Raw genomic sequence first — 25,884 nt, 5'->3', positions numbered from 1 at the left:
CGCGCCCCGCGCCGAAGCACGGAGCGCGTCGGGGGTAACAGGCGTTACTGGTTGACGACGCTGGGCTGGTTCTCCACCAGATGATTGCGATAACGCTCGCGCAGGACCTTCTTGTCGATCTTGCCGGTGGCGGTGAGCGGCACCGCGTCGAAGATCACCGCGTCAGGCATCCACCACTTGACGATGTTCGGCTCCAGGTGGGCGAGGATCTGCTCCACCGTGATCTCGGCATCGCTGTGCGGCTCGACCACCAGTAGCGGCCGCTCCTCCCATTTCGGGTGGAACACCCCTACCACTGCCGCCACCTTCACGCCCGGGCAGGCCGCGGCCACGTTCTCGATATCGATGGAGCTGACCCATTCGCCACCGGACTTGATCACATCCTTGCTGCGATCGGTGATGCGCATAAAGCCATCGGCATCCAGCGTGGCGATATCCCCGGTGTCGAACCAGCCATCGGCATCCAGCGCGCTTTTCTCGCTGCGGTAGTAACGTTCCACCGTCCATGGCCCGCGCACCTTGAGGCTGCCGGAGCTGACGCCGTCGCACGGTAGATCACGTCCTTCCTCGTCGACTATCTTGAGTTCGATACCGAATTGCAGGCGCCCCTGGCGCGTCCAGATGGTGTCGTTGGTGGCCTGCTGGCCACGTTCGGCCAGCTTGGGCGTCGGCGTCGCCACCACACCCAGCGGGCTGGTCTCGGTCATGCCCCAGAGCTGGCAGACCGCGACGCCGTACTTGGTCTGGAAGGTCTCGGCCATGGCCCGCGGCACCGCGGACCCGCCGATCACCAAACGCGCCAGGCTGCCGGAGTCCTCACCGCTGCGCTCAAGATGGGCGAGGTACATGGTCCAGATGGTCGGCACGCCGCCGGACAGGGTGACGCCCTCGCTCTTGATCAGCTCCTGCAGGCTGGCGCCGTCCATCTTGTCGCACGGCAGGACGAACTTGCAGCCATTGATCGCCGCGGCAAACGGGATGCCCCAGGCAGTGCCGTGATAGAGCGATGAGCACGGCATGATGCAATCGAAGGCGGACAGTCCGAACGCACCGGAAAGCCCCGCCGCCATGGCGTGCAGCACTACCGAGCGGTGGCTGTAGAGCACGCCCTTGGGGTCGCCGGTGGTGCCAGAGGTGTAACACAGCACCGCACCGGCGTTCTCGTCGAACTGCGGCCAGGCGAGCGGCTGTTCGACGGCGATCAGCTGCTCGTAGCCCATCACCCCTTCGAGACCGGACGAAGGTTGCGCGGCCAGTTCGATGAAATGCCGGATATTGCCCAACCGCGGCCGCAGACGGGCGACGCAGGCGGCGAAGCTGCTGTCGAACAACAGCACCTGGCTGCCGGCATGGTTGATGGTGTAGACGATCTGCTCATCCGACAGCCGCGGATTGGCGGTGTGCAGCACCGCGCCGATGCCGGGTACGGCGAAGAACAGTTCGTAATGACGATGGGTGTTCCAGGCCAGCGACGACACGCAGTCGCCGGGGCCGATGCCCAGCGCACGCAGCATACTTGCCGCCTGCGCGGCGCGGTTCGCAAGGCCGGCGTAGTCGTAGCGCCAGAGGGGTTCATCGACCAGCCGCGAGACGATTTCGCGGTCGCCGTGGGCACGGGCGGCGTGGGTGAGGATGCCGCTGATCAGCAGGGGGGCGTTCTGCATCAAACCTGGTTGCATGTTTCCTACCTCTATCTTGTTTTTATTGTCGACGTGCCGGTCGAGGAAACGGCGTTCTACCGGCATGGTTCTTCGTTTGGCCGCCTCAGGCACGCGGGCGGCGCAGCGGTGCTCAGTCAGATCCTCCGAGGTTGCGGGAGATGACCAGGCGCTGGATGTCGCTGGTGCCTTCGTAGATCTGGCAGACCCGTACGTCGCGGTAGATGCGCTCCACCGGGAAGTCGGACAGGTAGCCGTAGCCACCCAGGGTCTGGATCGCTGCCGAGCAAACCTTTTCCGCCATCTCCGAGGCGAACAGCTTGGCCATCGAGGCCTCCACCAATGCCGGCCGACCGGCCTCGCGCAACGCCGCAGCGTGATGGACCATCTGCCGCGCCACGGCGATCTGCGTCGCCATGTCGGCCAGGCGGAAGGCCACCGCCTGGTGCTCGACGATCGGCTTGCCGAAGGTTTCGCGCTCCCTGGCGTAATCGCGCGCCGCTTCGAAGGCAGCGCGGGCCATGCCCACCGCCTGGGCGGCGATGCCGATGCGGCCGCCCTCCAGGTTGGCCAGGGCGATGCGGTAGCCCTCACCCTCCTCGCCCAGCCGGTTGGCCACCGGCACGCGCAGATCCTCGAAGGCGATCTGGCAGGTATCCGAGGCGTGCTGGCCGAGCTTGTCCTCGACCCGTACCACCTGATAACCCGGGCTGTCGGTCGGCACGATAAAGGCACTGATACCGCGCTTGCCGGCGTCCGGATCGGTGACGGCGAAAACGATCACCGTGCCGGCATGCTTGCCCGACGTGATGAACTGCTTGGCACCATTGAGCACGTAGTCATCGCCGTCGCGCCGGGCGCGGGTGCGCAGGCTGCTGGCATCGGAGCCGGCCTGAGGTTCGGTGAGGGCGAAGGCGCCGATCTGCTCGCCGCGTGCCAGCGGGCCGAGGAAATCGCGCTTCTGCTGGTCGTTGCCGAAACGCAGGATCGGCACGCAGCCCACCGAGTTGTGCACGCTCATGATGGTCGAGCAGGCGCCGTCACCGGCGGCAATCTCTTCCAATGCCATGGCATAGGCCAGGTAGCCCGTGTCGCTGCCGCCCCACTGCTCCGGCACCAGCATGCCGAAGAAGCCGAGCGCAGCCATCTCGCCGATTGCCTCGGCGGGATAGCGATGCTCGCGGCTCCACTGTTCGGCGAACGGCTTCAGCCGTTCCTGAGCGAACTGGCGAGCCATCTCGGCGATCGCGTTTTGATCTTCATTGGGCAGCATGGGCGCCTCCTCAGATCAGTTCGACGGCCATGGCCGTGGCTTCGCCGCCGCCAATGCAGATCGCCGCCACGCCGCGGCGCAGGCCACGGGCGCGCAAAGCCGAAAGCAGCGTCACCAGGATTCGCGCGCCCGAAGCACCGATGGGATGCCCGAGCGCACAGGCGCCACCGTTGACGTTGACCTTGGCGTGGTCCAGGCCCAGCTCGCGCATGGCGGCCATGGCAACCACGGCGAAGGCCTCGTTGATCTCGAACAGATCGACCTCATCGATGGCCCAACCGGTGCGCTCCATCAGCTTGCGGATCGCCCCGATCGGCGCGGTGGTGAACAGATTCGGCGCATCGGCGTAGGCCGCGTGACCGTGGATCACCGCCTGCGGCTGCAGGCCCCAGCGCTCGGCCTCGGAGCGGCGCATCAGCAGCAGCGCCGCGGCGCCGTCGGAGATCGAGCTGGAATTGGCCGCGGTCACCGTGCCGCCCTCACGGAAGGCCGGTTTCAGGCTGGGAATCTTCTCCGGCATCGCCTTGGGCGGCTGCTCGTCGTCACGAATCTGCCGCTGCTGTTTACCCTGGGTGACCTCCAGCGTGACGATCTCCTCGGCGAAACGCCCCTCGGCTATGGCCGACTGGGCGCGGCGCAACGATTCCAGCGCGTAGCCATCCTGCTCCTCGCGGCTGAAGCCGAAGGCGTCGGCGCATTCCTCGGCGAAAGTGCCCATCAGCCGGCCTTTGTCGAACGAATCTTCCAGGCCATCGAGGAACATGTGGTCGAGTACCCGGCCGTGACCCATGCGGTAGCCGCCGCGGGCGCGGTCGAGCAGGTACGGTGCGTTGCTCATGCTTTCCATGCCGCCAGCAACAACGATATCGGCGCTGCCGGCGAGCAGCTGATCGTGGGCCATGATCACCGTCTGCATGCCCGAGCCGCACATCTTGTTCACCGTGGTGCAGGTAGTGGCGCGGGTCAGCCCGGCGCTCAAAGCCGCCTGGCGAGCCGGTGCCTGCCCCTGGCCGGCAGGCAGCACGCAGCCCATCAGCACGTCCTGCACGTTCTCGGCCGGCAGGCCGCTGCGTTCCACTGCCGCGCGGATGGCGGCAGCACCGAGCTGCCAGGCGGTCATGCCCTGCAGGTCGCCCTGAAAGCCGCCCATGGGCGTGCGTGCGCTGCTGACGATTACGATCGGATCATCTTTCATCTCTGCTTCCTTCATTTGGCGGCCATGCGCAAGGCACCGTCGAGGCGGATCACCTCGCCATTGAGCATGCTGTTCTCGAAGATGTGCCGCACCAGCGCGGCGTATTCGGCCGGATGCCCCAGACGTGGCGGGAATGGCACGCCGGCAGCCAGCGAGTCGCGGATCTCCTGGGTCATGCCGGCCATCATCGGCGTCTCGAATACGCCGGGGGCGATGGTCATCACCCGGATGCCGAAGCGCGCCAGCTCGCGGGCGGCCGGCAATGTCAGGCTGACCACGCCGCCCTTGGACGCGGCATAGGCGGTCTGGCCGATCTGCCCGTCGAAGGCGGCGATCGAGGCCGTATTGATGATCGCGCCGCGCTCGCCGCCTTCGTCCGGCGCGTTCTCGGCCATCGCCTCGGCGGCCAGGCGCAGCATGTTGAAGCTGCCGATCAGGTTGATGCCGACGATGCGGCTGAAGCTGTCCAGACTGTGCGGCCCGTTGCGGCCGAGGACCTTTTCGCCGCCGGCGACGCCGGCGCAGTTGACCAGCCCGTGCAGGGCGCCGAAGTGCTCGCGCGCAGCGCTGACGGCATGGCGGGCGGCCGTCTCGTCGCGGATGTCGGCGACCACACTGAAAGCGTTCGCGCCCAGTGCGTGGGCAGTAGCCTGTGCGGCCGTTTCGTCGAGATCGACCAGAACCACCTTGCCGCCCGCCTCGACCAGCGCCTGGGCCGCTGCGGCGCCGAGGCCGGACGCGCCGCCGGTGATAAGGAATACATTGTCCTGAATCCGCATGGCGTTCTCCCGTGCTTGTTGTTATGGGGTTCGAAGCCGGGATCATCTTTGGACAGCGACGAGCGGGCGGCAATGGTCGATCTATTCAACCTGCCTGACCGTTTTGGCCAATGGCAAAAAGCGATTACAGGTCTGCCCCAGGGGACTGTGGGCAGAAGAGCTGGTGGGCTGAAGCCCACCCTACAAGTGCGGGGTTCAGCTGCGTATGGTGAGCTGAAGCCTCGTGCAGGCGCGGCGCTCGGGCTTGCAGGGTGGGCTTCAGCCCCCCAAACGCATGGTCAGCCGCGAGCCGGCGCGAGAATCAGATTGCGGTAGTGCCCGGGGTTGATCCCGGTCCACTTGCGGAAGGCCTTGTAGAACGAGCTGACATCGGCAAACCCCAGTCGCTCGGCAATCTCGCCATAGCTGACGCTGGCGTCGGCCAGCCACTCGGTGGCCATTTCCTGCCGCAGGCCGTCCTTGATGGCCTGGTAAGGCTGCCCCGCTTCGGCCAGGCGGCGCCGCAGCGTCGAGGCCGACATGCACAGTGCCTGCGCCAGTGTCTCGCTGTCCGGCCAGCGTTCAGCGGGCAGGCTGCGCAGGTGCTGCTTGATGCGACTGGCCAGGCTGGAATGGTCCCGGTAGCGCACCAGAATGTTGGCCGGCGCCTCGGCAAGAAAACTGCGCAGTTCCGCCTCGCTGCGACGGATCGGCAGATCGAGCACCTCGGCAGCGAAGATGATGCGCGTCGAGGGACGCGCGAAGCGCAGGTTGTCGGAGAACATGACCCGATAGTCGTCGGTGTACTCCGGCTCGGCGCAGCGCAACTCCACCGCCAGCAAGGGAATGCGCCGTCCCACCAGCCAGCAGGCCAGCCCGTGCAGCAGCATCCAGTAGGTGAAGTAGCAGAACGCCCGGGCCGGCTCGGCGTTGCGCTCGCGCAACACCACTTCGGCCAGACTCTGGCTACGGATCAGCTTGCCGCGCAGGTTTTCCAGACCCAGGCCGAGAAATTCCAGCGCATGCACCAGAGCCTTCTCCAGCGTCGGCTGCTGCATGCAACTGCGGCTGAGGAAGACGAAGCTGCCCGAGCGCAGCCGTCGCGGATCCATGCCGAAGAACTCGTCATCGAAGCGCCGTGCCAGACGCAGCCAGAGCTGCGAATAGTCGCGCACATCCATGCGCCCATCGGGGGTTCGCAGGCAGCCGGGGTCGAGACCGATCTGTTCCAGCAGCTGCTCTGCGGTCAGCCCCGGTTGCAGGAAGCCGCGCAGCGCCTCGACCACCAGCCGCACGCTGATACTGTCGCGGCTGGCGGTGACTGCCTTGTCAGCCTTCAATTGCATCTCGGTGATCATGCGGCTCGGCTTCCTCCATCGATGCCCGTCATGATCGGCCAGGCCGCCGCGTCTGTCAGCCCTCGCCTCACGTCCAGCCGAGGGTGAGCGCCATTACCATCAGATAACGACCGGTCTTGGCCAGGCTGACGATCAGCAGGAAGCTCCATAGCGGCTCGCGCATCACCCCGGCCACCAGGGTCAGCGGATCACCGATGACCGGTACCCAGCTGAGCAGCAGGGTCCAGCGGCCGTAGCGGTGATAGCTGGCTTGCGCCTTGGCGAGCTGGCGCTCGTTGACCGGAAACCAGCGTTTGTGACGAAAGTGCTCGACGTAACGGCCCAGCAGCCAGTTCACCAGTGAGCCCAGCACGTTGCCCAGGCTCGCCAGCGCCACCAGCCCCCACACTGCATAGCGCTCGGACAGCAGCAGCCCGGCCAGCACGGCCTCGGACTGCATGGGCAGCAGGGTCGCAGCGCCGAAGGCCGCCAGGAACAGGCCGAGATAGCCGGAAAGCTCGAACATCCACCGCCCCGTGCAGCAGTCTCTGAGTGGTGCGGCAGTATGCTCGAAACAGGTCTGCGCTTACATCTCGTGGATGCGGCTTACCTGGCGCGCCAGGCGCATCGTCTCGTGCTCCTCGAGCTGCAGGAGATCCTCGGCCAGGTTGCGCGCACCGTCGATCTCGGCCCGACGCGCGAGGGAGCGGTAGAGGTCGATGACCTGGTTGTGGATGGTGAAGATATCCAGCGATATCTCCTCCACGCTCATGGTGTCGTAGGCTTTGCAGGCCTGGTTGCGCAGCACCGGATTGCGCGTCAGGTAGTCGTAGATCCAGGTATGCAGCGCTTTCGGATCGGCATGTTTCTCGATCTTGTCGACCGTTTCGGCCAGTACTCGCTCGTGATCGGCGAGATAGACCAGCAGCCATTTGGCACGGGTCTCTTCGTGCTTGTCGGAACAACGAGCCATGCAGCGGGCGAGCATGGCATGGGTATCACGTGTCCAGTCGATCAGGTCTTCGAATCGCTCGATCTTCATCGCCAAGTCTCCCCTGTGTGGCGGCAAACAGCACGGCGCCGATCCGCCTGCTGTCGCTCGAGTCTGTCCACGGCTCAGGCTCTTTGCCATGACCCTGGTTAAGAGATTAGCTCAGCCTGTCTCGGCGCGACCCGCGGCAGCGCCCAACCTTGCTACAGATCATTGCCGAGCGGACCCGCACGACCGACGATCTTGCCTTCATCAGCAGCCCCGCTCGCCAGCAGCGGCGGGATTCATGGATGCATGCTCATGTTCCAGATCTTGCTGCGCAGCCTTCTGTTATTCCTGTTGGGCACAGCGGCTCCGACCTATGCCTTGGCCAACCCGCCGGTGCTGGAAGTGTTCGTACGCGACGGCTGTCCGCACTGCAGCGCGGCCAAGGATTTTCTCGTCGAACTGGCCGAACGGCACCCCCAGCTGGAGATTCGCCTCCGCGAGGTGGACCGTGACCCTTCGGCCCGCGCAGACTTGCTGCGACTATCTCGTGAAGCCGGTAGCTGGCCACCGGCAGTTCCAACCTTCGTGATCGGCGAGCGTCTGCTGGTCGGGTTCGATGATGCCGAGCACAGCGGCGCGCAGCTGATCGCGCTGCTCGAACAGTCGGTGCCGCAACCCACCACATTGGAGAGCAGGCTGTTCGGCAACCTCAGCCTGGAACGTCTGGGCCTGCCGCTTTTCACCCTTGCCCTCGGCCTGCTGGACGGATTCAACCCGTGCGCCATGTGGGTCCTGCTGTTCCTGCTGTCGCTGCTGGTCCGCCTGCGCGATCGCCACCGCATGGCGCTGATCGCCGGCACCTTCGTGCTGGTCAGCGGCGCGGTGTACTACCTGTTCATGGCAGCCTGGCTGAACCTGTTCCTGCTGGTCGGCCTGTCGTCCTGGTTGCTCGCCGGGCTGGCACTGTTGGCGGTGCTTATCGGCCTCATCAATCTGCGTGACGGCCTGAGGCCTGCCGGCGGCTTCGCGCTGTCGATACCGGCCTCCGCCAAACCCGGGCTCTATGCACGGATGCGTCGGATTCTGCAGAGCCAATCGCTATGGCCCGCTCTCGGCGGCGTCGCGGCGCTGGCTTTGGTGGTCAATTTCGTCGAGCTGCTGTGCACCGCCGGGCTGCCAGCGATCTACACCGCCGTACTGGCGCAGCAGCAACTGGGTGCGCTGGCCCATCATGCCTATCTCGGGCTCTACATCCTTGGCTATATCGCCGACGACGCGCTGATGGTGACCGTCGCGGTGCTCGCACTGAGCAGCCGCAAGCTCACGCAACGATCCGGCGCGACGCTGAAGCTGGTCAGCGGCGCGGTAATGCTGGTGCTGGGAGTCGTCATGCTGCTGCGGCCGGAATGGTTGCGCTAGCAGCCTGCGAGTGGGCGGCAAATCTGCTTCATCCAGACACTGCCGCCCGGCGGCGCGGCCTCAGCCGAACACCGTCACCGTCTGCCGGCTCAGGGCGATCAGCTCGCCGGATGGCGACCACAGCGCGGCGGCGCAATGGCCGTAACCGTCGCGGGCATGCTCGATCTCGGCGCGGTACATGCACCATTCATGGCTGTCGAGCACAGGCATCGGCTGGATGAACTCGATGGTCCAGGTCAGCGAACTGCCCGGCGCGAAGCTCTTGAGGTGCGGCAGCACGGCAGGCGGCCAGGCATCCACCAGCGCCAGCAGGTGCGCCTCGGTCATCGGCTCGCGAGGAACATCGCCACGCTGGCGCACCCAGCCGCCCATCTGGCGGGAAGTGTTGCCGCTGAACGGCAAGCCACCGATGCCCCAGCGCATCGCCAGGTAACGAGTGAACTCCGGCGTCACGCCTGGTACGTAGGGCAGCTCCTGGCAGGCTTCCACCGGCGGCATGGATGGACCGGGCTCGGCCGGCACATCGATCACCGAACTGCGCGGCGCGCCAAAGCTGCCCTGAACGATGGTGACCACCTGGCCGTCCTGCATCACCCGGCCGAGCATCTGGCTCACCGCCTTGCCCTCACGCAGCACTTCGGCCTCGTAGCTTGCGGGCTTGTCCACTGCCAGGGGACCGACGAAAGTGATCGCCAGCGAGCGCAGCGGGCGTCCCTCCGGCACCTTGGCACGCATGCTTTCGAAGACCAGCGCTGCGACCAGGCCACCGAAACCCGCACGCCCCTGCCCCCAACTGGCCGGCACAACTACGCTCTCGGGATTGTCACGCACCGCTTGCAGCAGCTCGCAAAGCTCCATATCCACCTCGTTATCGTTCGTTATGCCGGCGATGTTAAAGGCGCATGGTGGGCCGCGCGACCCTGTCTGGCAGAAGCAGCCGGATGAAATGCCGAATCATCCATGCCGGCAATGAACGAATGTCAGGAACGCCGCGACGGGGCAGGGAGACGCCAGGGCATGGCACGTCGGACAGTGGTCAGGGCACGCGACAGTTCGTCCCCCGCTCCGGGCTGCTGCGCATAGCGCTGTGCCTCGTACAGCCTGACGAAGGCGCGAATGGCTGTCGCCTGTTCGGGCAGCTCGGCGGCAGCCCGCTCGGCGAAGCTGCGCGCGCCCTCGCCTTTGAGCCGGCGAACGCCCTGGCGCGCGAGCAAGCGTTCGAAGCGATCGAACTGGCGCTGCTGAACATCCTTTTCCCGCCGCCAGGGTTTGAACAGCACGAGCGCCAGTATTCCGGTCAGCAGCCCGAGCACGGCGACCAGGCCCAGACCGAGCGCCTGGCCGTCGAGCTTGCCGAACCAGCGCTGCAGCATCTGCGACTGCTGCTCATCCTGATAATTGAGGACCCAGCGCTGCCAGCCATAGTTGAGGCTGTCCCAGCGCAGCCGCAACGTGTTCATCCAGCCGACGTCGCGGAACCGCAGCAGCGACAGCGGCTCGTCGGCGAGAAAGCTCTGCTCGCGGGCCAGGGCCTGCTCCAGCCCCTGCTCGACGCGCTCGGGCGCGACTTGGAAGGTTGGGTCGACACTGACCCAACCGCGCTCGGCGACCCAGTATTCGACCCAGGCATGGGCATCGAACTGATGCACCGAAAGGTAGTTGCCTGCAGGATTGACCTCGCCGCCCTGGTAGCCGGCCACCACGCGCGCCGGAATGCCCGCCGCGCGGAGTACGAAGGTCATGGCGCCGGCGTAGTGGGCACAGAAGCCGCTGCGGGTCTGGAACAGGAAGTCATCGACGATATCGCTGCCCACCGGCGGTGGTTCCAGGGTGTAGTGATAGGGCTCGCGATTGAAATGCCGCAGCAGTGCATCCACCACTGCCTGCGGCTCCTGTGCGCTACGCCTGAGCTCGGCCGCCCAGGCGCGGCTGCGCGGGTTGCCCTGCTCCGGCAACTGCAGCGCTCGGCTGAGACTCTCCGGCGCATCGGTGGCCTCACGGCGGGCGTCCAGCCAGGATGTCACCTGGTACATCAGCGGCTTGGTCACCGGCTGGCGGCGCTGCAGGTGGAAGTCGGTCATCAGTTGTGCCCCGCCCGACGCAACCTGAGCAACGTCCAGGGCGAACAGCCAGGGCTGGCCGCTGGGCTGCATGACCACGCTGTAGCTGAGCGGCTCGCCCAGCGCCTGCCACTCCGGTGCCTGCGGCACGTTGGATGCGTAGGACTGCGACCAGCGCCGGCCGTCGAAACGCTCGAAGGTCACCGCGCGCCAGTAGAGCTGGTCGCGAGGGGGAATCTCGCCGTCGAAGCTGACACGAAAGGCCAGCTCCGCCGAGCGCCCCAGCCGCGCGATATCGCCAGGCGCCATGTGGTCGGCCAGACCGGTCGTACCCCTGTCACCGGCCTGCGGCAGCGACCACAGCGGTGGCAGGCGGGGAAAGAACAGGAATAGCACCAGCATCAGTGGCACGGCCTGCAACAGCAGCGCGCCGGCCAGCCGCACGGTCGGCCACGGCCGTGTCACCAGGCTGCTCTGCTGCAGGCCGATCATCGCGGCGAGCAATGCAGTGACCGGAAGGAGGCTGTAGAGCCCGGCGAGCAGGCTGTCCTCGAACAGGTAGCTCGTCACCACCGCGAAGAAGCCGAGAAAGATCAGCACCAGCGCATCGCGGCGGGTACTCATCTCCACCAGCTTGAGGATGAATGCGGCAATCAGCAGCACCACACCGGCCTCGAGCCCAACCAGGCTGCCGCGGGAGAAGTACACCCCGAATCCCGCGCCGATCATCAGCAGCGCCTTGGTCCAGCTGCGCGGGTAACGCGCGCGCATGCGGAATATCTGGATTCGCCAGCCCGCGCAGCCCAGCCACAGGCCGATGATCCACAGCGGCAGATGGGTGAGATGCGGCAGGATCACCAGCACCTGCGCCACCAGCAGCCAGATCAGGCTGTTGCGTGGAATACCCGGCTTCGCACTCATGCACCGCCCCCATCAGCCAGGCCGTGCAGCGCCAGCGCACGCAGGCAGGCATCTCGATGCGCCTGGCCGCTGTCCGGGCCAAGCACGCCGCCTGGCAACCGCAGCGCGAACGGCTGCTGCTTTTCGCTGAGGTCGATGACCCAGTGGCAGAGCACCGACAGCCGTTGCTCGGTATCGCCGGTAAGCGCGTCGAAATCCAGCAGCGGATCGTTACCGAGCAGACTGGCGAAATCCTTCACCAGCAGGCCCTGGCCACGCGAATAGGCCTTCCAGTGCAGGCGGCGACGCGGATCGCCCGGCTGCCAGGCGCGCAGGCCCTGATAGTCGTCGACGCCCGAGCCGCGGGTCAGCACGCCTTCATCCTCGCTCTCCGGCGCGCTGCCGCCCTGGGGACGCTCGCCTACCGACGGCTGCGGGTAGACGAGCGCGGCCAGCTCCAGGTCGATCCAGCTCCAGGCCACCAGCAGCCCCAGCGGGAAACGGCTCTCCACCCGCACCCGGCCCGGTCGTAACCAACCGCGGTGGCGGGTTGGCAGGCTCAGCTCGACCTCCACGGTGCCGCCAGCCGGAACGTCGACCAGACGCAATCCGCTCGCCGGCCAGCCCAACGCAACGGCCTGATAGGCACGCCCCTGGCTCTCCAGGCGGACGCGCAGCAAGGCCTGCTCGCCGACGAATGCCGCCGTGGTACCACCAGCCTGCAATACCAGCCCGGCCAGGTTGCGCCAGGTGTGCAGGATGGTGACCAGATAGAGGGAGCCAAGCAGAAAGGTCAGCCCATAGGCGAGGCTGTTCTGGTAGTTGATCGCGGTAAGCAGCATCAGCAGCAGCGCCACCATGAACATCAGCCCCACCGCCGTCGGCATGATGAAGATTCGCCGCTGGTTCAGCCGCACGCTGGAAGCCGGCGGAATGCGCCGCAGCAACCAGCGGTCGCGAAAGCGCGGCAGCAGCCTCACTCCGGACGCCCGCAGTACGGGGCGGACAGCGGCCTCACAGCGCCGGCACCTCGCGCAGCAGCCATTGCACCAGCGCACCGCCGCCGTGACCGGTGGCATCCGCGCGCTCGCGCAGACGGTGACCGACCACGGTGGGCAGCACCGCCTGCACATCCTCCGGAATCACGTAGTCGCGTCCGTCGAGGAATGCCCAGGCGCGGGCGGCCGCCAGCAACGCCAGGCTGCCGCGCGGCGACAGCCCCCAGGCGAACTGCGGCTGAGTGCGCGTGGCCTCCACCAGACGCAGCACGTAATCGACAAGGGCATCGCTGACCCGCACATGGCCGACCGCATCCTGGATTGCCCGCAGTTCGTCGTGCTGCAGCAATGGCTCGAGTCGGGTCAGCAGATCGCGCCGGGATTCACCCAGCAACAGAGCCTTTTCCGCCGCCTTGGCGGGGTAGCCCAGGGAGACGCGCATCAGGAAGCGATCAAGCTGCGATTCCGGCAACGCGAAGGTGCCGCCAGAGCTCACCGGGTTCTGCGTGGCGATGACGAAGAACGGCTCGGGCAATGGGCGCGTCGCCCCTTCGATGGTGACCTGGCCCTCCTCCATGGCTTCGAGCAGCGCGCTCTGGCTTTTCGGCGTGGCGCGATTGATCTCGTCGGCGAGCACCAGCTCGGCGAAGATCGGCCCGGGATGAAAGACGAACTGTCCGCTGTCCTTGTCGAACACCGAGGTGCCGAGAATGTCGCCTGGCAGCAGGTCGGAGGTGAACTGGATGCGCTGGAATTCCAGGCCCAGCACCTTGGCCAGGGCATGACTCAGGGTGGTCTTGCCCATCCCGGGCATGTCCTCCACCAGCAGGTGACCGCGGGCCAGCAGGCAGGCCATGGCCAGCCGGACCTGCGCCTCCTTGCCGAGCAATACTTCATTGACTGCTTGCAGGCAGGCGTCCAATCGGGTGCGCATAGACTCTCCTTGGTTCGTCCTCCCGCGATGCTACTTGCCGCAAGCAGCCAGGCAAAGCGCTGGAAACGCCCGGTGACGACTTTGTGATATGCAGCCGGAAGGTGTGCAGCTGTGTGCTCAGCACTACGGCAAGCGATGCCGAAGGAACGCTGGGGGTGGGAGAGTCATGCGCAGAGCAGTGGCCACTGCTTCAGCCAGTTGCAGGTCTGGAACGGCCGGGCCTGCTTGCGCAAGCATAGCCGGCCCGAGCGGGCCGGCCTATGTTGGAGCTCAGCGTCCGGCGCGGGATTCGCGCAGATAGAAACGTGCCTTCTGTGCCTTCTGCGTGCAACCGCGGAAGGCCTCGAACTGCTGCTGGGTCTTGGCGCCGGTCAGCAACGCCATGGCCTTGGAATAGCTCACGGTACCGGCAAAGCCTTCGGCTTCCGCCAGGCTCTGCTCCTTCCATGCCGCATCCAGCTCCGCGGCACAGCTATCACGGTACGCGGTCTTGCCGGCACAACCGGCCAGCAGCACAACCAGCAAAGGCAAAGTCAGCCAGGTTTTCATCGCATCATCCCTCACGTGCCATTCAGGGTTACGGCGCGTTGCGCGCCTTACGGTTACGCAGATACTCGACCACGGACGGCTGGTCACCGGCGAACTCGATCCGCTCGGCCTTGCTTTCGCGCTGGTAGGCGTACATCGGGTCGTAGTATTCGCCCAGCAGCGCTTCGATCCAGGCGCGATGCAGATCGACCGCACCGCTGCGGGCCTGCTCCGCCAACGCCTGATCCATCAGCAGCGCCAGGCGCTGATAACGCTCCCCACCGAGCCGCTTGTTGATATTGACCAGACTTTGCTGAAGACGCTCAGCGAATGCAGCGAAACCGTTCTCACCCTGTTCGGCGATGAACTCGGCGCATAGGTCGATCACGTAGTCCTTGAGGATGCGCTCGACCCGGCCTTGCAGGCTGTCTTCCAGCCAGATCAACGGAAACTGCTGCATGCCCTGGAACAGCGGCAGCGGGATGGAGCAGCGCCCGACCAGACGCGCCTCGTCCTCGAGCACGAAGCTTTCAATCCCCGCCGCGCGCATCTTCAGCAGGCGGATCGCCAGGGCGTTCTCGAAATCGATCTGCGAGGGCTGCGGCGTGGCGCGCTTGCCGAAGCTGGAGCCGCGGTGGTTGGCCAACCCTTCGAGATCCAGGCTGTTACCCAGCTGGGCCAGCACCTCGGTCTTGCCGGTCCCGGTCATGCCGCCCACCAGCACGAACTCGCACTGCTCCACCGCCTGCTCGATGGTGTCGAGCAAGAAGTGACGCATCGCCTTGTAACCGCCGACCACGCGCGGATAGTCGATGCCCATCTCGTCCTTCAACCATTGCTGGACGATCTTCGAACGCAAGCCACCACGGAAGCAGTACAGATAACCATCCGGGTGGGCGCGGGCGAAATCGGCCCAGGCCTGCAGCCGCTCGGCCTTGGTCTTGCCGGAGACCAGCTGATGGCCCATCTCGATGGCGGCTGTCTGGCCGTGCTGCTTGTAGCAGGTGCCGACCTTCTGCCGCTCCACATCATTCATCAGCGGCAGATTGACCACGCCGGGAAAGGCGCCCTTGCCGAACTCCACCGGCGCACGGGCATCCATCATGGGGACGTCGTTGAGGAACAGCTCGCGATAATTCTCCGTGTCGCCGCGCATCAACGTACCTCGACCGCGTGGCTACGTGCGGCGACCAGCTGGCCGATCGGCTCCAGCGCAAGGCCGAGCTCGGCACAGGCCGCGAGGAACTCCGCCTCGCCCTCCGGCGCCACGGCGATCAGCAATCCACCACTGGTCTGCGGATCGCAGAGCAGTGGTTTGTAACGTTCGTCGAGCGCGGCGATGCGCTCACCGTAGCTGTCGAAATTGCGCTGGGTCCCGCCGGGCACGCAGCCCTGCTCCAGGTAGTATTCGATGCCAGGCAGGCGCGGTACGCGGTCGTACTCGATCTCGGCGGTCAGGCCGCTGCCATCGGCCATCTCCACCAGATGACCGAGCAGACCGAAGCCGGTGACGTCGGTCATGGCGCGTACGCCCTCGAGCTTGCCGAAACGACTGCCGGCGGTGTTCAGCGTGCACATCCAGTCGCGGGCCAGCCCGACGTCCTCGGCGCGCAGCTTGGCCTTCTTCTCGGCGGTGGTGAGGATGCCGATGCCCAGCGGCTTGGTCAGGTACAGCTTGCAGCCGGCGGTAGCGGTGTCGTTACGCTTCATCTGGTGCTTGTTCACCAGGCCAGTGACGGCCAGCCCGAAGATCGGCTCGGGCGCATCGATCGAGTGCCCGCCGGCCAGCGGAATGCCGGCGGCGTCGCAGACCGAACGGCCACCTGCGATCACTTCGCGGGCGACTTCCGGCGGCAGCACGTTGACCGGCCAACCGAGGATCGCGATGGCCATCAGCGGGTCGCCGCCCATGGCGTAGATGTCGCTGATCGCATTGGTGGCGGCGATGCGGCCGAAGTCGAAGGGATCGTCGACGATGGGCATGAAGAAGTCGGTGGTCGAGACCACGCCGCGTTCCTCGTCGATGCCATAGACCGCCGCGTCATCGCGCGAGGCATTGCCGACCCACAGGCGCGGATCGAGGTTCTGCGCACCGCTGCCGGCAAGAATCACGTCCAGCACCTTGGGCGATATCTTGCAGCCGCAGCCGGCGCCGTGACTGTACTGGGTGAGGCGGATCGGTTCGCTCATCGGGCTCTCTCGTGGCACATGCACAAACGGGCGGCGATTGTAGCAAAGGCAGCCGTGCATTCGCCCTTGCAGCCTCGGCGGCCAGGCATGAAGCTATCGCCAGTGCCACAGGGAGATCCACATGAGCAAGAAGGTTGCACTGGTATTGGGATCCGGCGGTGCGCGTGGCTATGCGCACATCGGCGTGATCGAGGAGCTGGAAGCACGTGGCTACGAGATCGCCTGCATCGCCGGCTGTTCCATGGGCGCTGTGGTCGGCGGCATCTACGCGGCCGGCAAGCTCGACGAGTACAAGAGCTGGATCGAAAGCTTGGATTACCTGGATCTGCTGCGCCTGGTCGACCCCAGTTTCAGCCTCGGGGCGATCCGCGGCGAAAAGGTGTTCGGTCGGATCCGCGACATGGTCGGCAAGGTCTGCATCGAGGACCTACCGATCCCCTTCACCGCCGTTGCCACCGACCTCACCAACCAGCAGGAAATCTGGTTCCAGGAAGGCAGCCTGGAGCTGGCGATGCGCGCCTCCGCCGCCATTCCCAGCCTGTTCACGCCGGTGATGCAGGGTAACCGCATGTTGGTCGACGGCGGCCTGCTCAATCCGTTGCCGATAGTCCCGGTGGTGTCGGCGCACTGCGACATGATCATCGCGGTCAACCTCAACGCCAACAATCACAAGCAGTATCCGCTACCGGAAATCGAGCGCCCCGGACGCTTCGATTCGCTCATGAGCTCGATTAGTTCGCACCTGCCCTTCTGGCGCAAGGAGGAGACCGCCCTGGCCGAACTCGACGACATCCGCACCGGCGAGTTGCTGCGCGGCGATCAGCCGCCCGCAGCGCCGACCAGCCGCAGCGCTCCAAAATCCGCAGAAGGCGCGACCGTGGTCGACGTGACCGGGCCGGCGTCGCTGCTGGAGCTGATCAACCAGAGTTTTGATGTCATGCAGTCATCGCTGGCGCAGTACAAGATCGCCGGCTACCCGCCGAACGTGCTGGTCAACATCCCCAAGCGGGCCTGCCGCTTCTACGAGTTCTACAAGGCGCTCGAGCTGATCGAGCTCGGACGCATCGTCGCCCACGACGCGCTGGTGCGCTACGAAGAGGAGCAGTGAACGCGCCCCGTCGCTATGGGCCGATCGATTCGCGCGACTCGCCTGGCAGCTGTGTCGACTCGTGGGTCGGCATCTTCGGCACCTCCTTGATCAGCCAGTCGCCGAGCAGGCTGTAGGCGACCGCGAGCAGCGTCGGGCCGAGGAACAGCCCCATGAAGCCAAAGGCCAGGATGCCGCCGAATACCCCGAGCAGCACCACCACCAGCGGCAGGTTGCCGCCACGGCTGATGAGGTAGGGCTTGAGCACGTTGTCCACGCCGCTGATGACGAACATGCCCCAGACGCCGAGGAACACCGCCATGCCGTAGTCGCCCTGCCAGGCCAGCCAGGCGACCGCCGGCCCCCAGACCAGCGGCGGAACCATGATGAAGCTACAAGCGAACGTCAGCAGCCCCAGTACCAGCGCGCCCGGAATGCCGGCGATGAGAAAACCGACGTAGGCCAGAATCGCCTGCGCCGCGGCGGTCCCGATCACCCCGTTGACCACGCGCTGCACCGTTCCGGCCACTAGCTCGAGGTAATGATCCGCGCGATCACCGATAAGCCGGTGCAGCAGACTGTGCACGAAGGCCGACAGGCGCGGGCCGTCGCGATAGAAGAAGAACACCAGCACCAGGCTCAGTGCCAATTCGAGCATGCCGCCGCCGATCCGCGCACTGCGCACCAGCAGCCAGTTGGCGACCTGACCGATGTAGGGGCGGATGCTGGCGATCAGCGCAGTTCCCTGCTCGTCTACCGTGTCCCAGAAGCTCACCAGCGAATCGCCGATCAACGGCAACTCACCGAGCCAGTCTGGCGCTGGCGGCAGTCCCTCAACCTGCAGGTCATGCAACAGCGCGTTGGCATCACGAATCTGGTCGGCGATATTGAAACCCAGCCATACCAGCGGCACGGCCACCAGCACCATCCAGCTGAAGGTGAGCAGGCCAGCGGCAAGCGTGGCGTTACCGTTCAGCCAGCGGGTCAGCAGGCGCATCAGCGGCCAGCTGGCGAAAGCCAGCACGGCAGCCCAGAACAAGGCGGAAGCAAACGGAGCCAGCACCCAGAGACAGGCCGCCAGCAAGCCGACCAGCAGGATCTGCACAAGCAGGCGATCATTGTTGAGCATGGGAAATTACTCTACGGATTAGAGCCGACGCGTCCTCTCGTTTGCGGATGCATCGGTAAAGTCGGCTATTGCAGCCGCAATGATCGATCAGCGCAATAGCCTGATGAGCAGGCCGGCCTGCTCGGAATCATCCACCTCGAGCCGTCCGGGGCGAATGCGTTCGACGATCAGCGCCTCGCGCCAGGCTACCGCCCCGCGTCCGGCGAGGCTGATGCGCATGGTGCTGTCCAGGCGCAACATGCTGGCCAGGATGCCGCCCCACTCTGCCGTCGGCTCATCGGCAAGACGAGGCAATTGCAGCTCACCGGTGCTGCGCAATTGCCGCAACAGAGTCGCCGCGGTAGGTAATACCTCACCCAGCGGTTGTTCCGGCCGAAGCTGCTCCACATGCAGGTAAGGTCGGCCATTGCCACGGGTAATACCGTAGAGCGCCACCAGGCTGCCATCGACCTCCGGCAAACGCGCCAATAGGTAGGCCTGCTGGCCCTCTGGCCCGTAAAGCATGGATTTGCCGAAGATGGCGTTGGCCCAGAGGCTGCTGGAACCACATTCGCGCCCTTCGCACCAGAAAAGCAGCTCAGCACCCTGGCGCAACAGTTCACCCCGGGCCTGGGTGAACGCTTCGATACCGGTGTGCGTAGCTGGTAGCAGGTAAGTGATGGCCGTAAGCTCGCCAGACACGGTGACTTGTGCAGCCATACGCAGTTTGCCGCTGATGCGCCTGATCGAATCCTGCGGATAGACGCGCTCCTGCACCTGATCCTGCCGATAATCGACGATCTGAGCCTGAGCAAAACGGGAAAGCGCCTCCAGATCGGCACTGCCGGGTGTGTCGGCGGCCCCCGCTGCACCAGCGAACAGTAACGATGCCACTATCCATGCACTTCGCATAACACTCCTCAATGGACATGGGCACGAGACTGACATCGATGAATAGCCAGCCTGGAACAATGACGCCGGCCGAGGACCGATCAGCTCACAGCCCGCATGAACGCGCTGGCCAGCCAGCGCCGTTGCCAGCCTCACCACTTGCCAAAAACAAGTCAAGCGAGGCTTTACGAGAGAGTATTGCAGAGGTGTGCAGCTGCTACGCCTGAAAGAACGTGTTGAATAGCGAGGCGACCGCTTCGGCGCCGGCTTCGTCGTCCAGATGCAGATGATGCCCGCCGGGCAGTTCGCGAGCGGCGAACGGTAGCCGCTTGACCAGCGAGCGCAGCTCTGGCTGGGTCATCAACCCGCCCTCTGCCAGCACCAGGCTGGCTGGACACGCCACCCGCTCGACGAACGCCAGGGCGTGGGCGCGTGTCAGGCGCATCGCCGAAGGCAGCATGAGGCGCGCATCGGTGCGCCAGGTGTAACCTCCCGGCACCGGCATCAACCCGCGCTGAGCCAATAGCTGCGCGGCCTCGTGACTGACCGCACCAACGCCTTTCATACGCGCAGCAACGGCCTGATCAAAGGTGGCATAAACCGGCTTGCGTTTGTCATCGACCGCCAGCAGCGCCTCGATCGCCGCACCCAGCTTCTGCGGTGCTTCGTCCGCTTCGCCGGTGTAGGGAATCACGCCATCGATCAAGGCCAGCCGCTCGATCCGCTCGGGCAACGCACCGGCCAGCAGGACCGAGACGATCGCTCCCATGGAATGTCCGAGCAGGGAGAAACGCTTCCAGCCGAACTGCTCGGCGACTTGCAGCACGTCGTGGGCATAGTCCCAGATGTTGTAACTGGCCCCGACCGGACGATGGTCGGAATGGCCGTGACCTGGCAAATCGAGCGCAACGATACGCAGCCCCTGCAAGCGCGGCGCAAGCCGGGCGAAGGTCGCCGCATTGTCCAGCCAGCCGTGCAAGGCAATCACTGGCTGACCATCTTCAGGCCCGTACAGGTGGGCCGCCACCTCGAGGTGAGGCAGGCTCAGTCGGACCTCTTCGAACAGGACACTCATGCCGCCCCCTTGGATAGCTCCAGCTGCGCACCCCAGCGCCCGAGCAGCTCGTGCAATTTTTCGGCGGTCTGCTGCGGCCGCTCAAAGGGGAACATGTGCCCACCGGGTAGCGTATGCGCTTCGCCACGCGCCATCAGCCGCAGCAGGTAGCCGTGATGCGGCAGCACCACACGACTTTCGCGGCCACGCACCATGGCCAGTGGAATCTTCAGTGCCGGCGGCCAGCCCGGCGTGAGATGCGGCACGCTGCGGTAGATGCTGATTTCGGTCTGCGGATCGAAGCGCAGGCGCATTCCCTGCCCTGTCGGCTCCAGCCCATGTTCGATATAGGCTTCCAGACATTCCGGGTCGAAGCTGCTGAACAAAGCCTTGCCGGCGAAGTAGGCACGCGCTTCCTCGGCGCTGGAAAACTGCTCGCGACGTCCAAGCGTACGGCCAGCCGGGGTCAGTCGGTCGATGAAGCCCAGGCGCTTGGCGGCCCAGATGACGGTCTGGTCGAACCAGGTCGGCAACGGTGAATCGAGCATGACCACCCCGTGATAGAGGTCGGGCCGCAACAATGCCGCGCGGTAGTGCAGCATGCCGCCAAAGGAATGTCCCACGCCCCAGACCGGCTCGCGCAGACGTTCGAGCTGCTCGAACAGTTCCTCGAGCAGGTTGTTCCAGTTGTCATCCACCGGAAAGCGCGGATCGTGACCGTGACGATCCATGTGCGTGACCTGATATTCCGGCGCGAGCGCCTCGAACAGCTTGCGATAGGTCGCAGAAGGAAAGCCGTTGGCGTGGGCGAAGAAGATGCGTTGCGTCATGAAGAAAGTGTTGCCGGACGGACTGGATCGCCATTGTCCGGCAGGCCCCGGCAGGCAGCAATCGCCATAGTCCTGCCGAATGAAGGGCATTCAGGCCAATCAGCAGGCCGCAATGGCGACCCGCCCCGTGCTCAGTTCCTTTCCAGCGGCACGATTGCGACGGTCAGCCGGGAAATGCAGCTGGGCTTGCCGTCCTCACCACTCAGGCGGATGTCCCAGACGTGAGTGGAGCGCCCCAGATGCACCGGTCGGCACACACCTGTGACGCGACCGCTGCGCAAGCCGCGCAGATGATTGGCGTTCACCTCGAGCCCGACGCAGTAGAACTTGCTGGTATCGATGCAGTGATAACTGGCCATGGAACCGAGGGTCTCGGCCAGGACGACCGAAGCACCACCATGCAAAAGGCCGTAGGGCTGATGGGTGCGGGCATCGACCGGCATGCTTGCCGTGATCGATGACTCGTCGAACGATTCGAAGCGGATATCCAGCAATTCGCTGATGGTGTTCTTGCGCGTGCTATGCAGTGCTTCCAGGTCGGGCTGACGGTGCCAGATGCTCAAGGGACGTGCTCCTGATGGTTATTGTCGTTGGCTCACCTCACACGGAGCGGCGAGGTGAGCAGCAGCAACCCTAACCAACGTCGTGCAGCGATACCAGTCGCATCAGCCCGCCGGCGATCGCCTCGCCTTCGAGCTCCGCCAGCGATGCAGTTGCCATCGGCAGCGGATCGCCATAGTGGCCGTTGACCAGCCAACCGGCCAGGTTGCCGACGAAGGGCTGGTGGGTGACCAGAAGCAGATCGTGCTCGCCACGCGAATCGAGCGCTCTCAGGGCCTCCTGCAGATCCGACTCGGGCGTGGCCCAGTCCACGGTTTCGCGCTGGCCGCTGAAGCCCAGCGCCGCGCAGACCTCGTCCGCAGTCTGCTGCGCGCGCCGGTACGGGCTCACAAAGATCGTCTGCAGCGGTTTGCCTCGCAGAAAGGTAGCGCTGCGCCGGACATCTCGACGCCCACCCTCGGTCAGATTGCGCTCGGCATCGGTGCGCGCGTTCGGCTCGGCGTGACCATGACGCAACAACCACAGCCTCATGGTGCCGGCCCCTCCTTCGGCTGCTCCGGCGCTGCGGGAGGTGCCGGCGGTGTCAGCTCGACGTCAGCCGGTCTCGGTGCCGGCCAGTCGGACAGCGGCCAGGGCTTTTGCTCGGTATTGAAAGTAGCGAAGCGCCCGATCTGCGCAACGTACTGACTGAGGCTGTCACCGAAGCCCTGCAGACTGGCGTCCGGATGACCCTTGACCAGACGCAGCACCAGCTGCAGGACCACCACGACCAGCAGCACCAGTTCGGCCAGTTGCCAGACGAAGAAGAAGATCAGCATCCAGACGGCTCGTAGAATCAAGGATTCCCGGTCCGTCGCCTGATTGGATTGGTTCATGGAGTCTCCTGGAGCTCGGTTCAGAATCCGTCGGTTGAAATGAAATCCACGTCGGTCTTGGGCTCACCGCGCATCAGCATGGCGATGATCTGATCGAGCGTACGACCCTCGAACAGAATGGCGTGCAACCCCGCGACCAGCGGCATGTAGACCTGCAGTTCCTCGGCCTTGCATTTGAGCACCTTGATGGTGTTCACGCCTTCGGCGACCTCGCCCAGGCGGGAAACCGCCTCGTCCAGGCTTAGTCCTTCGCCAAGCGCATAGCCCACCTGGAAGTTGCGGCTCTTGGGTGAAGTACAGGTGACGATCAGGTCGCCGACACCGGCCAGCCCGAGAAAGGTCATGGGGTTGGCCCCCAGCTTTACCGCGAAGCGGGTCATTTCCGCCAGGGCCCGGGTAATCAGCATGCTGCGCGTGTTTTCGCCCATGCCCAGCGCGGCTGCCATGCCGGCCATGATCGCGTAGACGTTCTTAAGCGCCCCGCCCAACTCGACACCGAAGCGATCGGAACTGGCGTAGACGCGGAAGGTACGACCATGCAGGACCTGCTGTACGCTGCGACACAACGCCTCGTCGTGACTCGCCACGACGGTAGCGGTCAGCGCGTGCTCGGCCACTTCACGAGCCAGGTTCGGTCCAGACAGCACGCCGATACGAGCCTGCGGCGCAATCTGCTCGAGAATCTGGCTCATCAGCGTAAAACCGTCCGCCTCGATGCCCTTGGTGGTGCTGATCAGCATCTTGCCGCCCAGCTGCGCGGCGAACGGCTGCAACGCCTGGCGCAGGGCGCTGGAGGGCAGCGCGACGAAAACCAGCTCGCAAGCCTCGAGAGTCGACGCCAGATCCGTGGTCGGCTCCACCTGTGGCAGAACCTCGACACCCTTCAGGTACCGAGGGTTCTGCCGCTGCGTACGTATGCACTCGGCCTGCTGTGCATCGCGCATCCAGAGCAGGACGTGATGCCCGTTCTCGGCCAGCAGGTTGGCGATCGCGGTACCGAAACTGCCGCCGCCGAGTACCGCGATGGATTGCTGTTGTGTCATGTGGTTTCCGTTATGAGCCATTCGCGATGGCAGTGACGGGCATTATACGTTTCATGCTGGCGGCCACCAGCGCAAAGCCAAACCCCGACAAATCATCGACTTAGCGCCGCGTCTGCACCGCTGAGATACGCATTTGCGAGCAATAGGCAACCGTCACTGCAACGATTGTCTATAGAGGACACGCTGTCGCAAGGTCCTCGTTAGCAGCTCAGGAGTGTTAAAGTAGCCGCCCAATTCTGTCTTTGCGCCCTTCGGCCACAGATATGGCATGAATGGCGTCGCTGTTGCCAGGCTGTGACTTTAGCCACAACACGGCAGTCTATGACTAGTCTTGATGATCAGGCCTTCGAATTCTGGGCCCGGTATGTAAGCAGCAAAGCCCTCTGTACGGGGCCCATTGAGGAATACGCATGACCAAACAACACGCCTTTACTCGGGAAGACCTGCTTCGTTGCAGCCGCGGCGAACTCTTCGGTCCCGGTAATGCGCAACTGCCTGCGCCGAACATGCTGATGGTCGACCGTATCGTTCACATCAGCGAAGTGGGCGGCAAGTATGGCAAGGGCGAGCTGGTCGCCGAACTGGATATCAACCCTGATCTCTGGTTCTTCGCCTGCCACTTCGAAGGCGATCCGGTCATGCCCGGCTGCCTGGGCCTCGATGCCATGTGGCAGCTGGTCGGCTTCTACCTCGGCTGGCAGGGCAACCCTGGCCGCGGCCGCGCCCTCGGCTCGGGCGAAGTGAAGTTCTTCGGTCAGGTGCTGCCGACCGCGAAGAAGGTCACCTACAACATCCACATCAAGCGCACCATCAACCGCTCGCTGATTCTCGGTATCGCCGACGGCACCGTTAGCGTTGATGGCCGCGAGATCTACAGTGCCGAAGGCTTGCGCGTCGGCCTGTTCACCTCTACCGACAGCTTTTGAAGGACATCCGCATGCGTCGCGTCGTGATCACTGGCCTGGGTATCGTTTCCTGCCTGGGCAATGACAAAGAGACCGTCTCCGGCAACCTGCGCGCCGGCCGCCCCGGCATTCGCTTCAACCAGTCCTACGCGGACATGGGGCTGCGCAGTCAGGTTTCCGGCTCCGTCAACCTGAACCTCGAAGAGCTGATCGACCGCAAGGTCCTGCGCTTCATGGGGGACGCTGCCGCCTACGCCTACCTGGCGATGGAGCAGGCCGTGAAGGACGCCGGCTTCAGCCTGGATGACATTTCCAACCCGCGCATCGGTCTGGTGGCCGGCTCGGGTGGCGCCTCCACCATCAATCAGATGGAAGCCATCGACATCCTGCGCGACAAGGGCGTCAAGCGCATCGGCCCATACCGCGTGCCGCGCACCATGAGCAGCACCGTCTCGGCCTGTCTCGCCACCCCGTTCCGCATCAAGGGCATCAACTACTCCATCGCTTCGGCCTGCGCCACCAGCGCGCATTGCATCGGCCATGCCATGGAGCAGATCCAGATGGGCAAGCAGGACGTCGTCTTCGCCGGTGGTGGCGAAGAGGAGCACTGGAGCCAGAGCTGCCTGTTCGACGCCATGGGTGCCCTGTCCAGCCAGTACAACGAAACCCCGGAAAAGGCCTCGCGCGCCTACGACGCCAAGCGTGACGGTTTCGTCATCGCCGGCGGCGGCGGCATGGTGGTGGTCGAAGAGCTGGAGCATGCCCTCAAGCGCGGCGCCAAGATTTACGCCGAGATCGTCGGCTACGGCGCCACTTCCGACGGCTACGACATGGTCGCACCGAGCGGTGAAGGCGCCCTGCGCTGCATGCAGCAGGCGATGTCCACCGTCGAGGGCTCGATCGACTACCTCAACACCCACGGCACCTCCACCCCGGTGGGCGACGTGGCCGAGATCAAGGCCGTGCGCAACATGTTCGGCGACAAGGTCCCGACCATCAGCTCGACCAAGAGCCTGTCCGGCCACTCGCTGGGCGCCGCCGGCGTTCACGAAGCGATCTACTCGATGCTGATGATGGAAGGCAACTTCATCGCCGGCTCGGCCAACATCGACGAGCTGGACCCGGAAGTCGCTGACATGCCGATCCTTCGCGAAACCCGCGAGAACGCTCAGATCGACACGATCATGAGCAACAGCTTCGGCTTCGGCGGCACCAATGCCACGCTGGTACTGCGCCGCTACAAGGCCTGAGCCAGCAGCAAGCGACACATGAGAACGGCGCCCTAGGGCGCCGTTCTTGTT

Annotated in this window: 26 protein-coding genes; 4 read left to right on the top strand and 22 right to left on the bottom strand. The window is 65.0% G+C overall.

The window, feature by feature from the left end:
• Positions 1 to 44: 44 nt before the first annotated feature.
• The 7 genes from OUY36_RS10040 to OUY36_RS10010 all read right to left on the bottom strand — a co-directional run bounded on the left by OUY36_RS10040 (position 45) and on the right by OUY36_RS10010 (position 7,263).
• Positions 45 to 1,664, bottom strand: coding sequence for a long-chain fatty acid--CoA ligase (locus OUY36_RS10040; RefSeq protein ID WP_267938151.1), 1,620 nt, complete (start codon positions 1,662 to 1,664; stop codon positions 45 to 47).
• 127 nt (positions 1,665 to 1,791) lie between these two features.
• On the bottom strand, positions 1,792 to 2,931 hold the full coding sequence (locus tag OUY36_RS10035; RefSeq protein ID WP_102841254.1) for an acyl-CoA dehydrogenase: 1,140 nt from the start codon (positions 2,929 to 2,931) through the stop codon (positions 1,792 to 1,794).
• A 10-nt stretch (positions 2,932 to 2,941) separates the two neighbouring features.
• Complete coding sequence (locus OUY36_RS10030) at positions 2,942 to 4,126, bottom strand: acetyl-CoA C-acyltransferase (protein ID WP_267937875.1); 1,185 nt, start codon at positions 4,124 to 4,126, stop codon at positions 2,942 to 2,944.
• Between the two features lie 11 nt (positions 4,127 to 4,137).
• The gene (locus tag OUY36_RS10025) at positions 4,138 to 4,905 is read right to left on the bottom strand and encodes an SDR family NAD(P)-dependent oxidoreductase (RefSeq protein ID WP_267932721.1); all 768 of its coding nucleotides are present in this window, start codon (positions 4,903 to 4,905) and stop codon (positions 4,138 to 4,140) included.
• Positions 4,906 to 5,183: 278 nt separating this feature from the next.
• A complete protein-coding gene (locus OUY36_RS10020) occupies positions 5,184 to 6,242 on the bottom strand; it encodes an AraC family transcriptional regulator (protein WP_267937873.1) in 1,059 nt (352 codons plus the stop codon).
• Positions 6,243 to 6,309: 67 nt separating this feature from the next.
• Positions 6,310 to 6,747: a YqaA family protein gene (locus OUY36_RS10015; protein WP_267937871.1), complete on the bottom strand. Its 438-nt coding sequence runs from the start codon at positions 6,745 to 6,747 to the stop codon at positions 6,310 to 6,312.
• A 60-nt stretch (positions 6,748 to 6,807) separates the two neighbouring features.
• The gene (locus OUY36_RS10010; RefSeq protein ID WP_063543303.1) at positions 6,808 to 7,263 is read right to left on the bottom strand and encodes a hypothetical protein; all 456 of its coding nucleotides are present in this window, start codon (positions 7,261 to 7,263) and stop codon (positions 6,808 to 6,810) included.
• 249 nt (positions 7,264 to 7,512) lie between these two features.
• Here OUY36_RS10010 and OUY36_RS10005 point away from each other — a divergent pair, with 249 nt between their 5' ends.
• On the top strand, positions 7,513 to 8,619 hold the full coding sequence (locus OUY36_RS10005; protein ID WP_267937869.1) for a glutaredoxin family protein: 1,107 nt from the start codon (positions 7,513 to 7,515) through the stop codon (positions 8,617 to 8,619).
• A 60-nt stretch (positions 8,620 to 8,679) separates the two neighbouring features.
• On the opposite strand, the gene OUY36_RS10000 is transcribed toward OUY36_RS10005, so the two are convergent.
• The 7 genes from OUY36_RS10000 to selD all read right to left on the bottom strand — a co-directional run bounded on the left by OUY36_RS10000 (position 8,680) and on the right by selD (position 16,229).
• The gene (locus OUY36_RS10000; protein WP_200594133.1) at positions 8,680 to 9,477 is read right to left on the bottom strand and encodes an acyl-CoA thioesterase; all 798 of its coding nucleotides are present in this window, start codon (positions 9,475 to 9,477) and stop codon (positions 8,680 to 8,682) included.
• A gap of 122 nt (positions 9,478 to 9,599) precedes the next feature.
• A complete protein-coding gene (locus tag OUY36_RS09995; protein WP_267937867.1) occupies positions 9,600 to 11,600 on the bottom strand; it encodes a transglutaminase TgpA family protein in 2,001 nt (666 codons plus the stop codon).
• Positions 11,597 to 12,559, bottom strand: a complete 963-nt coding sequence (locus tag OUY36_RS09990) for a DUF58 domain-containing protein (RefSeq protein WP_267937865.1) — start codon at positions 12,557 to 12,559, stop codon at positions 11,597 to 11,599. The genes OUY36_RS09995 and OUY36_RS09990 overlap by 4 nt, the downstream gene beginning before the upstream one ends.
• Positions 12,560 to 12,593: 34 nt before the next feature.
• Complete coding sequence (locus OUY36_RS09985; protein WP_267937863.1) at positions 12,594 to 13,511, bottom strand: AAA family ATPase; 918 nt, start codon at positions 13,509 to 13,511, stop codon at positions 12,594 to 12,596.
• 270 nt (positions 13,512 to 13,781) lie between these two features.
• Entirely contained in the window at positions 13,782 to 14,060 is a 279-nt protein-coding gene (locus OUY36_RS09980; RefSeq protein WP_011913049.1) for a hypothetical protein, read from the bottom strand.
• Positions 14,061 to 14,088: 28 nt separating this feature from the next.
• Positions 14,089 to 15,195 carry a tRNA 2-selenouridine(34) synthase MnmH gene (gene mnmH, locus OUY36_RS09975; protein ID WP_267937861.1) on the bottom strand — a complete coding sequence of 369 codons (1,107 nt, stop codon included), beginning with the start codon at positions 15,193 to 15,195 and terminating at the stop codon, positions 14,089 to 14,091.
• The gene (gene selD, locus OUY36_RS09970) at positions 15,195 to 16,229 is read right to left on the bottom strand and encodes a selenide, water dikinase SelD (protein WP_267937859.1); all 1,035 of its coding nucleotides are present in this window, start codon (positions 16,227 to 16,229) and stop codon (positions 15,195 to 15,197) included. The genes mnmH and selD overlap by 1 nt, the downstream gene beginning before the upstream one ends.
• Positions 16,230 to 16,350: 121 nt before the next feature.
• On the opposite strand from selD, the gene OUY36_RS09965 reads away from it, so the two are divergent.
• Entirely contained in the window at positions 16,351 to 17,337 is a 987-nt protein-coding gene (locus tag OUY36_RS09965; RefSeq protein ID WP_200594144.1) for a patatin-like phospholipase family protein, read from the top strand.
• A 13-nt stretch (positions 17,338 to 17,350) separates the two neighbouring features.
• On the opposite strand, the gene OUY36_RS09960 is transcribed toward OUY36_RS09965, so the two are convergent.
• The 8 genes from OUY36_RS09960 to OUY36_RS09925 all read right to left on the bottom strand — a co-directional run bounded on the left by OUY36_RS09960 (position 17,351) and on the right by OUY36_RS09925 (position 23,678).
• Positions 17,351 to 18,445, bottom strand: a complete 1,095-nt coding sequence (locus OUY36_RS09960) for an AI-2E family transporter (protein WP_267937857.1) — start codon at positions 18,443 to 18,445, stop codon at positions 17,351 to 17,353.
• Positions 18,446 to 18,532: 87 nt separating this feature from the next.
• The gene (locus tag OUY36_RS09955) at positions 18,533 to 19,336 is read right to left on the bottom strand and encodes a DUF4892 domain-containing protein (protein WP_156245972.1); all 804 of its coding nucleotides are present in this window, start codon (positions 19,334 to 19,336) and stop codon (positions 18,533 to 18,535) included.
• 196 nt (positions 19,337 to 19,532) lie between these two features.
• Positions 19,533 to 20,390 carry an alpha/beta fold hydrolase gene (locus OUY36_RS09950; RefSeq protein WP_267937856.1) on the bottom strand — a complete coding sequence of 286 codons (858 nt, stop codon included), beginning with the start codon at positions 20,388 to 20,390 and terminating at the stop codon, positions 19,533 to 19,535.
• Positions 20,387 to 21,199 carry an alpha/beta fold hydrolase gene (locus OUY36_RS09945; protein WP_267937855.1) on the bottom strand — a complete coding sequence of 271 codons (813 nt, stop codon included), beginning with the start codon at positions 21,197 to 21,199 and terminating at the stop codon, positions 20,387 to 20,389. The genes OUY36_RS09950 and OUY36_RS09945 overlap by 4 nt, the downstream gene beginning before the upstream one ends.
• Before the next feature lie 131 nt (positions 21,200 to 21,330).
• Positions 21,331 to 21,762, bottom strand: a complete 432-nt coding sequence (locus OUY36_RS09940; RefSeq protein WP_049339648.1) for a hotdog fold thioesterase — start codon at positions 21,760 to 21,762, stop codon at positions 21,331 to 21,333.
• A 70-nt stretch (positions 21,763 to 21,832) separates the two neighbouring features.
• A complete protein-coding gene (gene sixA, locus OUY36_RS09935) occupies positions 21,833 to 22,291 on the bottom strand; it encodes a phosphohistidine phosphatase SixA (RefSeq protein WP_267937854.1) in 459 nt (152 codons plus the stop codon).
• The gene (locus tag OUY36_RS09930) at positions 22,288 to 22,635 is read right to left on the bottom strand and encodes a DUF4389 domain-containing protein (RefSeq protein WP_049339644.1); all 348 of its coding nucleotides are present in this window, start codon (positions 22,633 to 22,635) and stop codon (positions 22,288 to 22,290) included. Before OUY36_RS09930 ends, sixA begins: the two co-directional genes overlap by 4 nt.
• Positions 22,636 to 22,655: 20 nt before the next feature.
• Complete coding sequence (locus OUY36_RS09925) at positions 22,656 to 23,678, bottom strand: NAD(P)H-dependent glycerol-3-phosphate dehydrogenase (protein ID WP_063543331.1); 1,023 nt, start codon at positions 23,676 to 23,678, stop codon at positions 22,656 to 22,658.
• Positions 23,679 to 24,088: 410 nt separating this feature from the next.
• On the opposite strand from OUY36_RS09925, the gene fabA reads away from it, so the two are divergent.
• On the top strand, positions 24,089 to 24,604 hold the full coding sequence (fabA, locus tag OUY36_RS09920; protein ID WP_003285418.1) for a 3-hydroxyacyl-[acyl-carrier-protein] dehydratase FabA: 516 nt from the start codon (positions 24,089 to 24,091) through the stop codon (positions 24,602 to 24,604).
• Positions 24,605 to 24,615: 11 nt separating this feature from the next.
• Positions 24,616 to 25,833, top strand: a complete 1,218-nt coding sequence (fabB, locus tag OUY36_RS09915) for a beta-ketoacyl-ACP synthase I (protein ID WP_011913036.1) — start codon at positions 24,616 to 24,618, stop codon at positions 25,831 to 25,833.
• Positions 25,834 to 25,884 lie beyond the last annotated feature (51 nt).

The organism is Stutzerimonas sp. R40042 (assembly GCF_026642215.1).
In the GTDB taxonomy this organism is placed as follows: domain Bacteria; phylum Pseudomonadota; class Gammaproteobacteria; order Pseudomonadales; family Pseudomonadaceae; genus Stutzerimonas; species Stutzerimonas frequens.
Note: the sequence above shows the minus strand (reverse complement) of the source record. Positions and strands in the feature narration are given on the sequence as shown.

Bases quoted from the DNA above. Each gene is read 5' to 3' on its own strand.
- OUY36_RS10040 (WP_267938151.1), bottom strand. From the start codon at position 1,664: ATGCAGAACGCCCCCCTGCTGATCAGCGGCATCCTCACCCACGCCGCC.
- OUY36_RS10035 (WP_102841254.1), bottom strand. From the start codon at position 2,931: ATGCTGCCCAATGAAGATCAAAACGCGATCGCCGAGATGGCTCGCCAG.
- OUY36_RS10030 (WP_267937875.1), bottom strand. From the start codon at position 4,126: ATGAAAGATGATCCGATCGTAATCGTCAGCAGCGCACGCACGCCCATG.
- OUY36_RS10025 (WP_267932721.1), bottom strand. From the start codon at position 4,905: ATGCGGATTCAGGACAATGTATTCCTTATCACCGGCGGCGCGTCCGGC.
- OUY36_RS10020 (WP_267937873.1), bottom strand. From the start codon at position 6,242: ATGATCACCGAGATGCAATTGAAGGCTGACAAGGCAGTCACCGCCAGC.
- OUY36_RS10015 (WP_267937871.1), bottom strand. From the start codon at position 6,747: ATGTTCGAGCTTTCCGGCTATCTCGGCCTGTTCCTGGCGGCCTTCGGC.
- OUY36_RS10010 (WP_063543303.1), bottom strand. From the start codon at position 7,263: ATGAAGATCGAGCGATTCGAAGACCTGATCGACTGGACACGTGATACC.
- OUY36_RS10005 (WP_267937869.1), top strand. From the start codon at position 7,513: ATGTTCCAGATCTTGCTGCGCAGCCTTCTGTTATTCCTGTTGGGCACA.
- OUY36_RS10000 (WP_200594133.1), bottom strand. From the start codon at position 9,477: ATGGAGCTTTGCGAGCTGCTGCAAGCGGTGCGTGACAATCCCGAGAGC.
- OUY36_RS09995 (WP_267937867.1), bottom strand. From the start codon at position 11,600: ATGAGTGCGAAGCCGGGTATTCCACGCAACAGCCTGATCTGGCTGCTG.
- OUY36_RS09985 (WP_267937863.1), bottom strand. From the start codon at position 13,511: ATGCGCACCCGATTGGACGCCTGCCTGCAAGCAGTCAATGAAGTATTG.
- OUY36_RS09980 (WP_011913049.1), bottom strand. From the start codon at position 14,060: ATGAAAACCTGGCTGACTTTGCCTTTGCTGGTTGTGCTGCTGGCCGGT.
- mnmH (WP_267937861.1), bottom strand. From the start codon at position 15,195: ATGCGCGGCGACACGGAGAATTATCGCGAGCTGTTCCTCAACGACGTC.
- selD (WP_267937859.1), bottom strand. From the start codon at position 16,229: ATGAGCGAACCGATCCGCCTCACCCAGTACAGTCACGGCGCCGGCTGC.
- OUY36_RS09965 (WP_200594144.1), top strand. From the start codon at position 16,351: ATGAGCAAGAAGGTTGCACTGGTATTGGGATCCGGCGGTGCGCGTGGC.
- OUY36_RS09960 (WP_267937857.1), bottom strand. From the start codon at position 18,445: ATGCTCAACAATGATCGCCTGCTTGTGCAGATCCTGCTGGTCGGCTTG.
- OUY36_RS09955 (WP_156245972.1), bottom strand. From the start codon at position 19,336: ATGCGAAGTGCATGGATAGTGGCATCGTTACTGTTCGCTGGTGCAGCG.
- OUY36_RS09950 (WP_267937856.1), bottom strand. From the start codon at position 20,390: ATGAGTGTCCTGTTCGAAGAGGTCCGACTGAGCCTGCCTCACCTCGAG.
- OUY36_RS09945 (WP_267937855.1), bottom strand. From the start codon at position 21,199: ATGACGCAACGCATCTTCTTCGCCCACGCCAACGGCTTTCCTTCTGCG.
- sixA (WP_267937854.1), bottom strand. From the start codon at position 22,291: ATGAGGCTGTGGTTGTTGCGTCATGGTCACGCCGAGCCGAACGCGCGC.
- OUY36_RS09930 (WP_049339644.1), bottom strand. From the start codon at position 22,635: ATGAACCAATCCAATCAGGCGACGGACCGGGAATCCTTGATTCTACGA.
- OUY36_RS09925 (WP_063543331.1), bottom strand. From the start codon at position 23,678: ATGACACAACAGCAATCCATCGCGGTACTCGGCGGCGGCAGTTTCGGT.
- fabA (WP_003285418.1), top strand. From the start codon at position 24,089: ATGACCAAACAACACGCCTTTACTCGGGAAGACCTGCTTCGTTGCAGC.
- fabB (WP_011913036.1), top strand. From the start codon at position 24,616: ATGCGTCGCGTCGTGATCACTGGCCTGGGTATCGTTTCCTGCCTGGGC.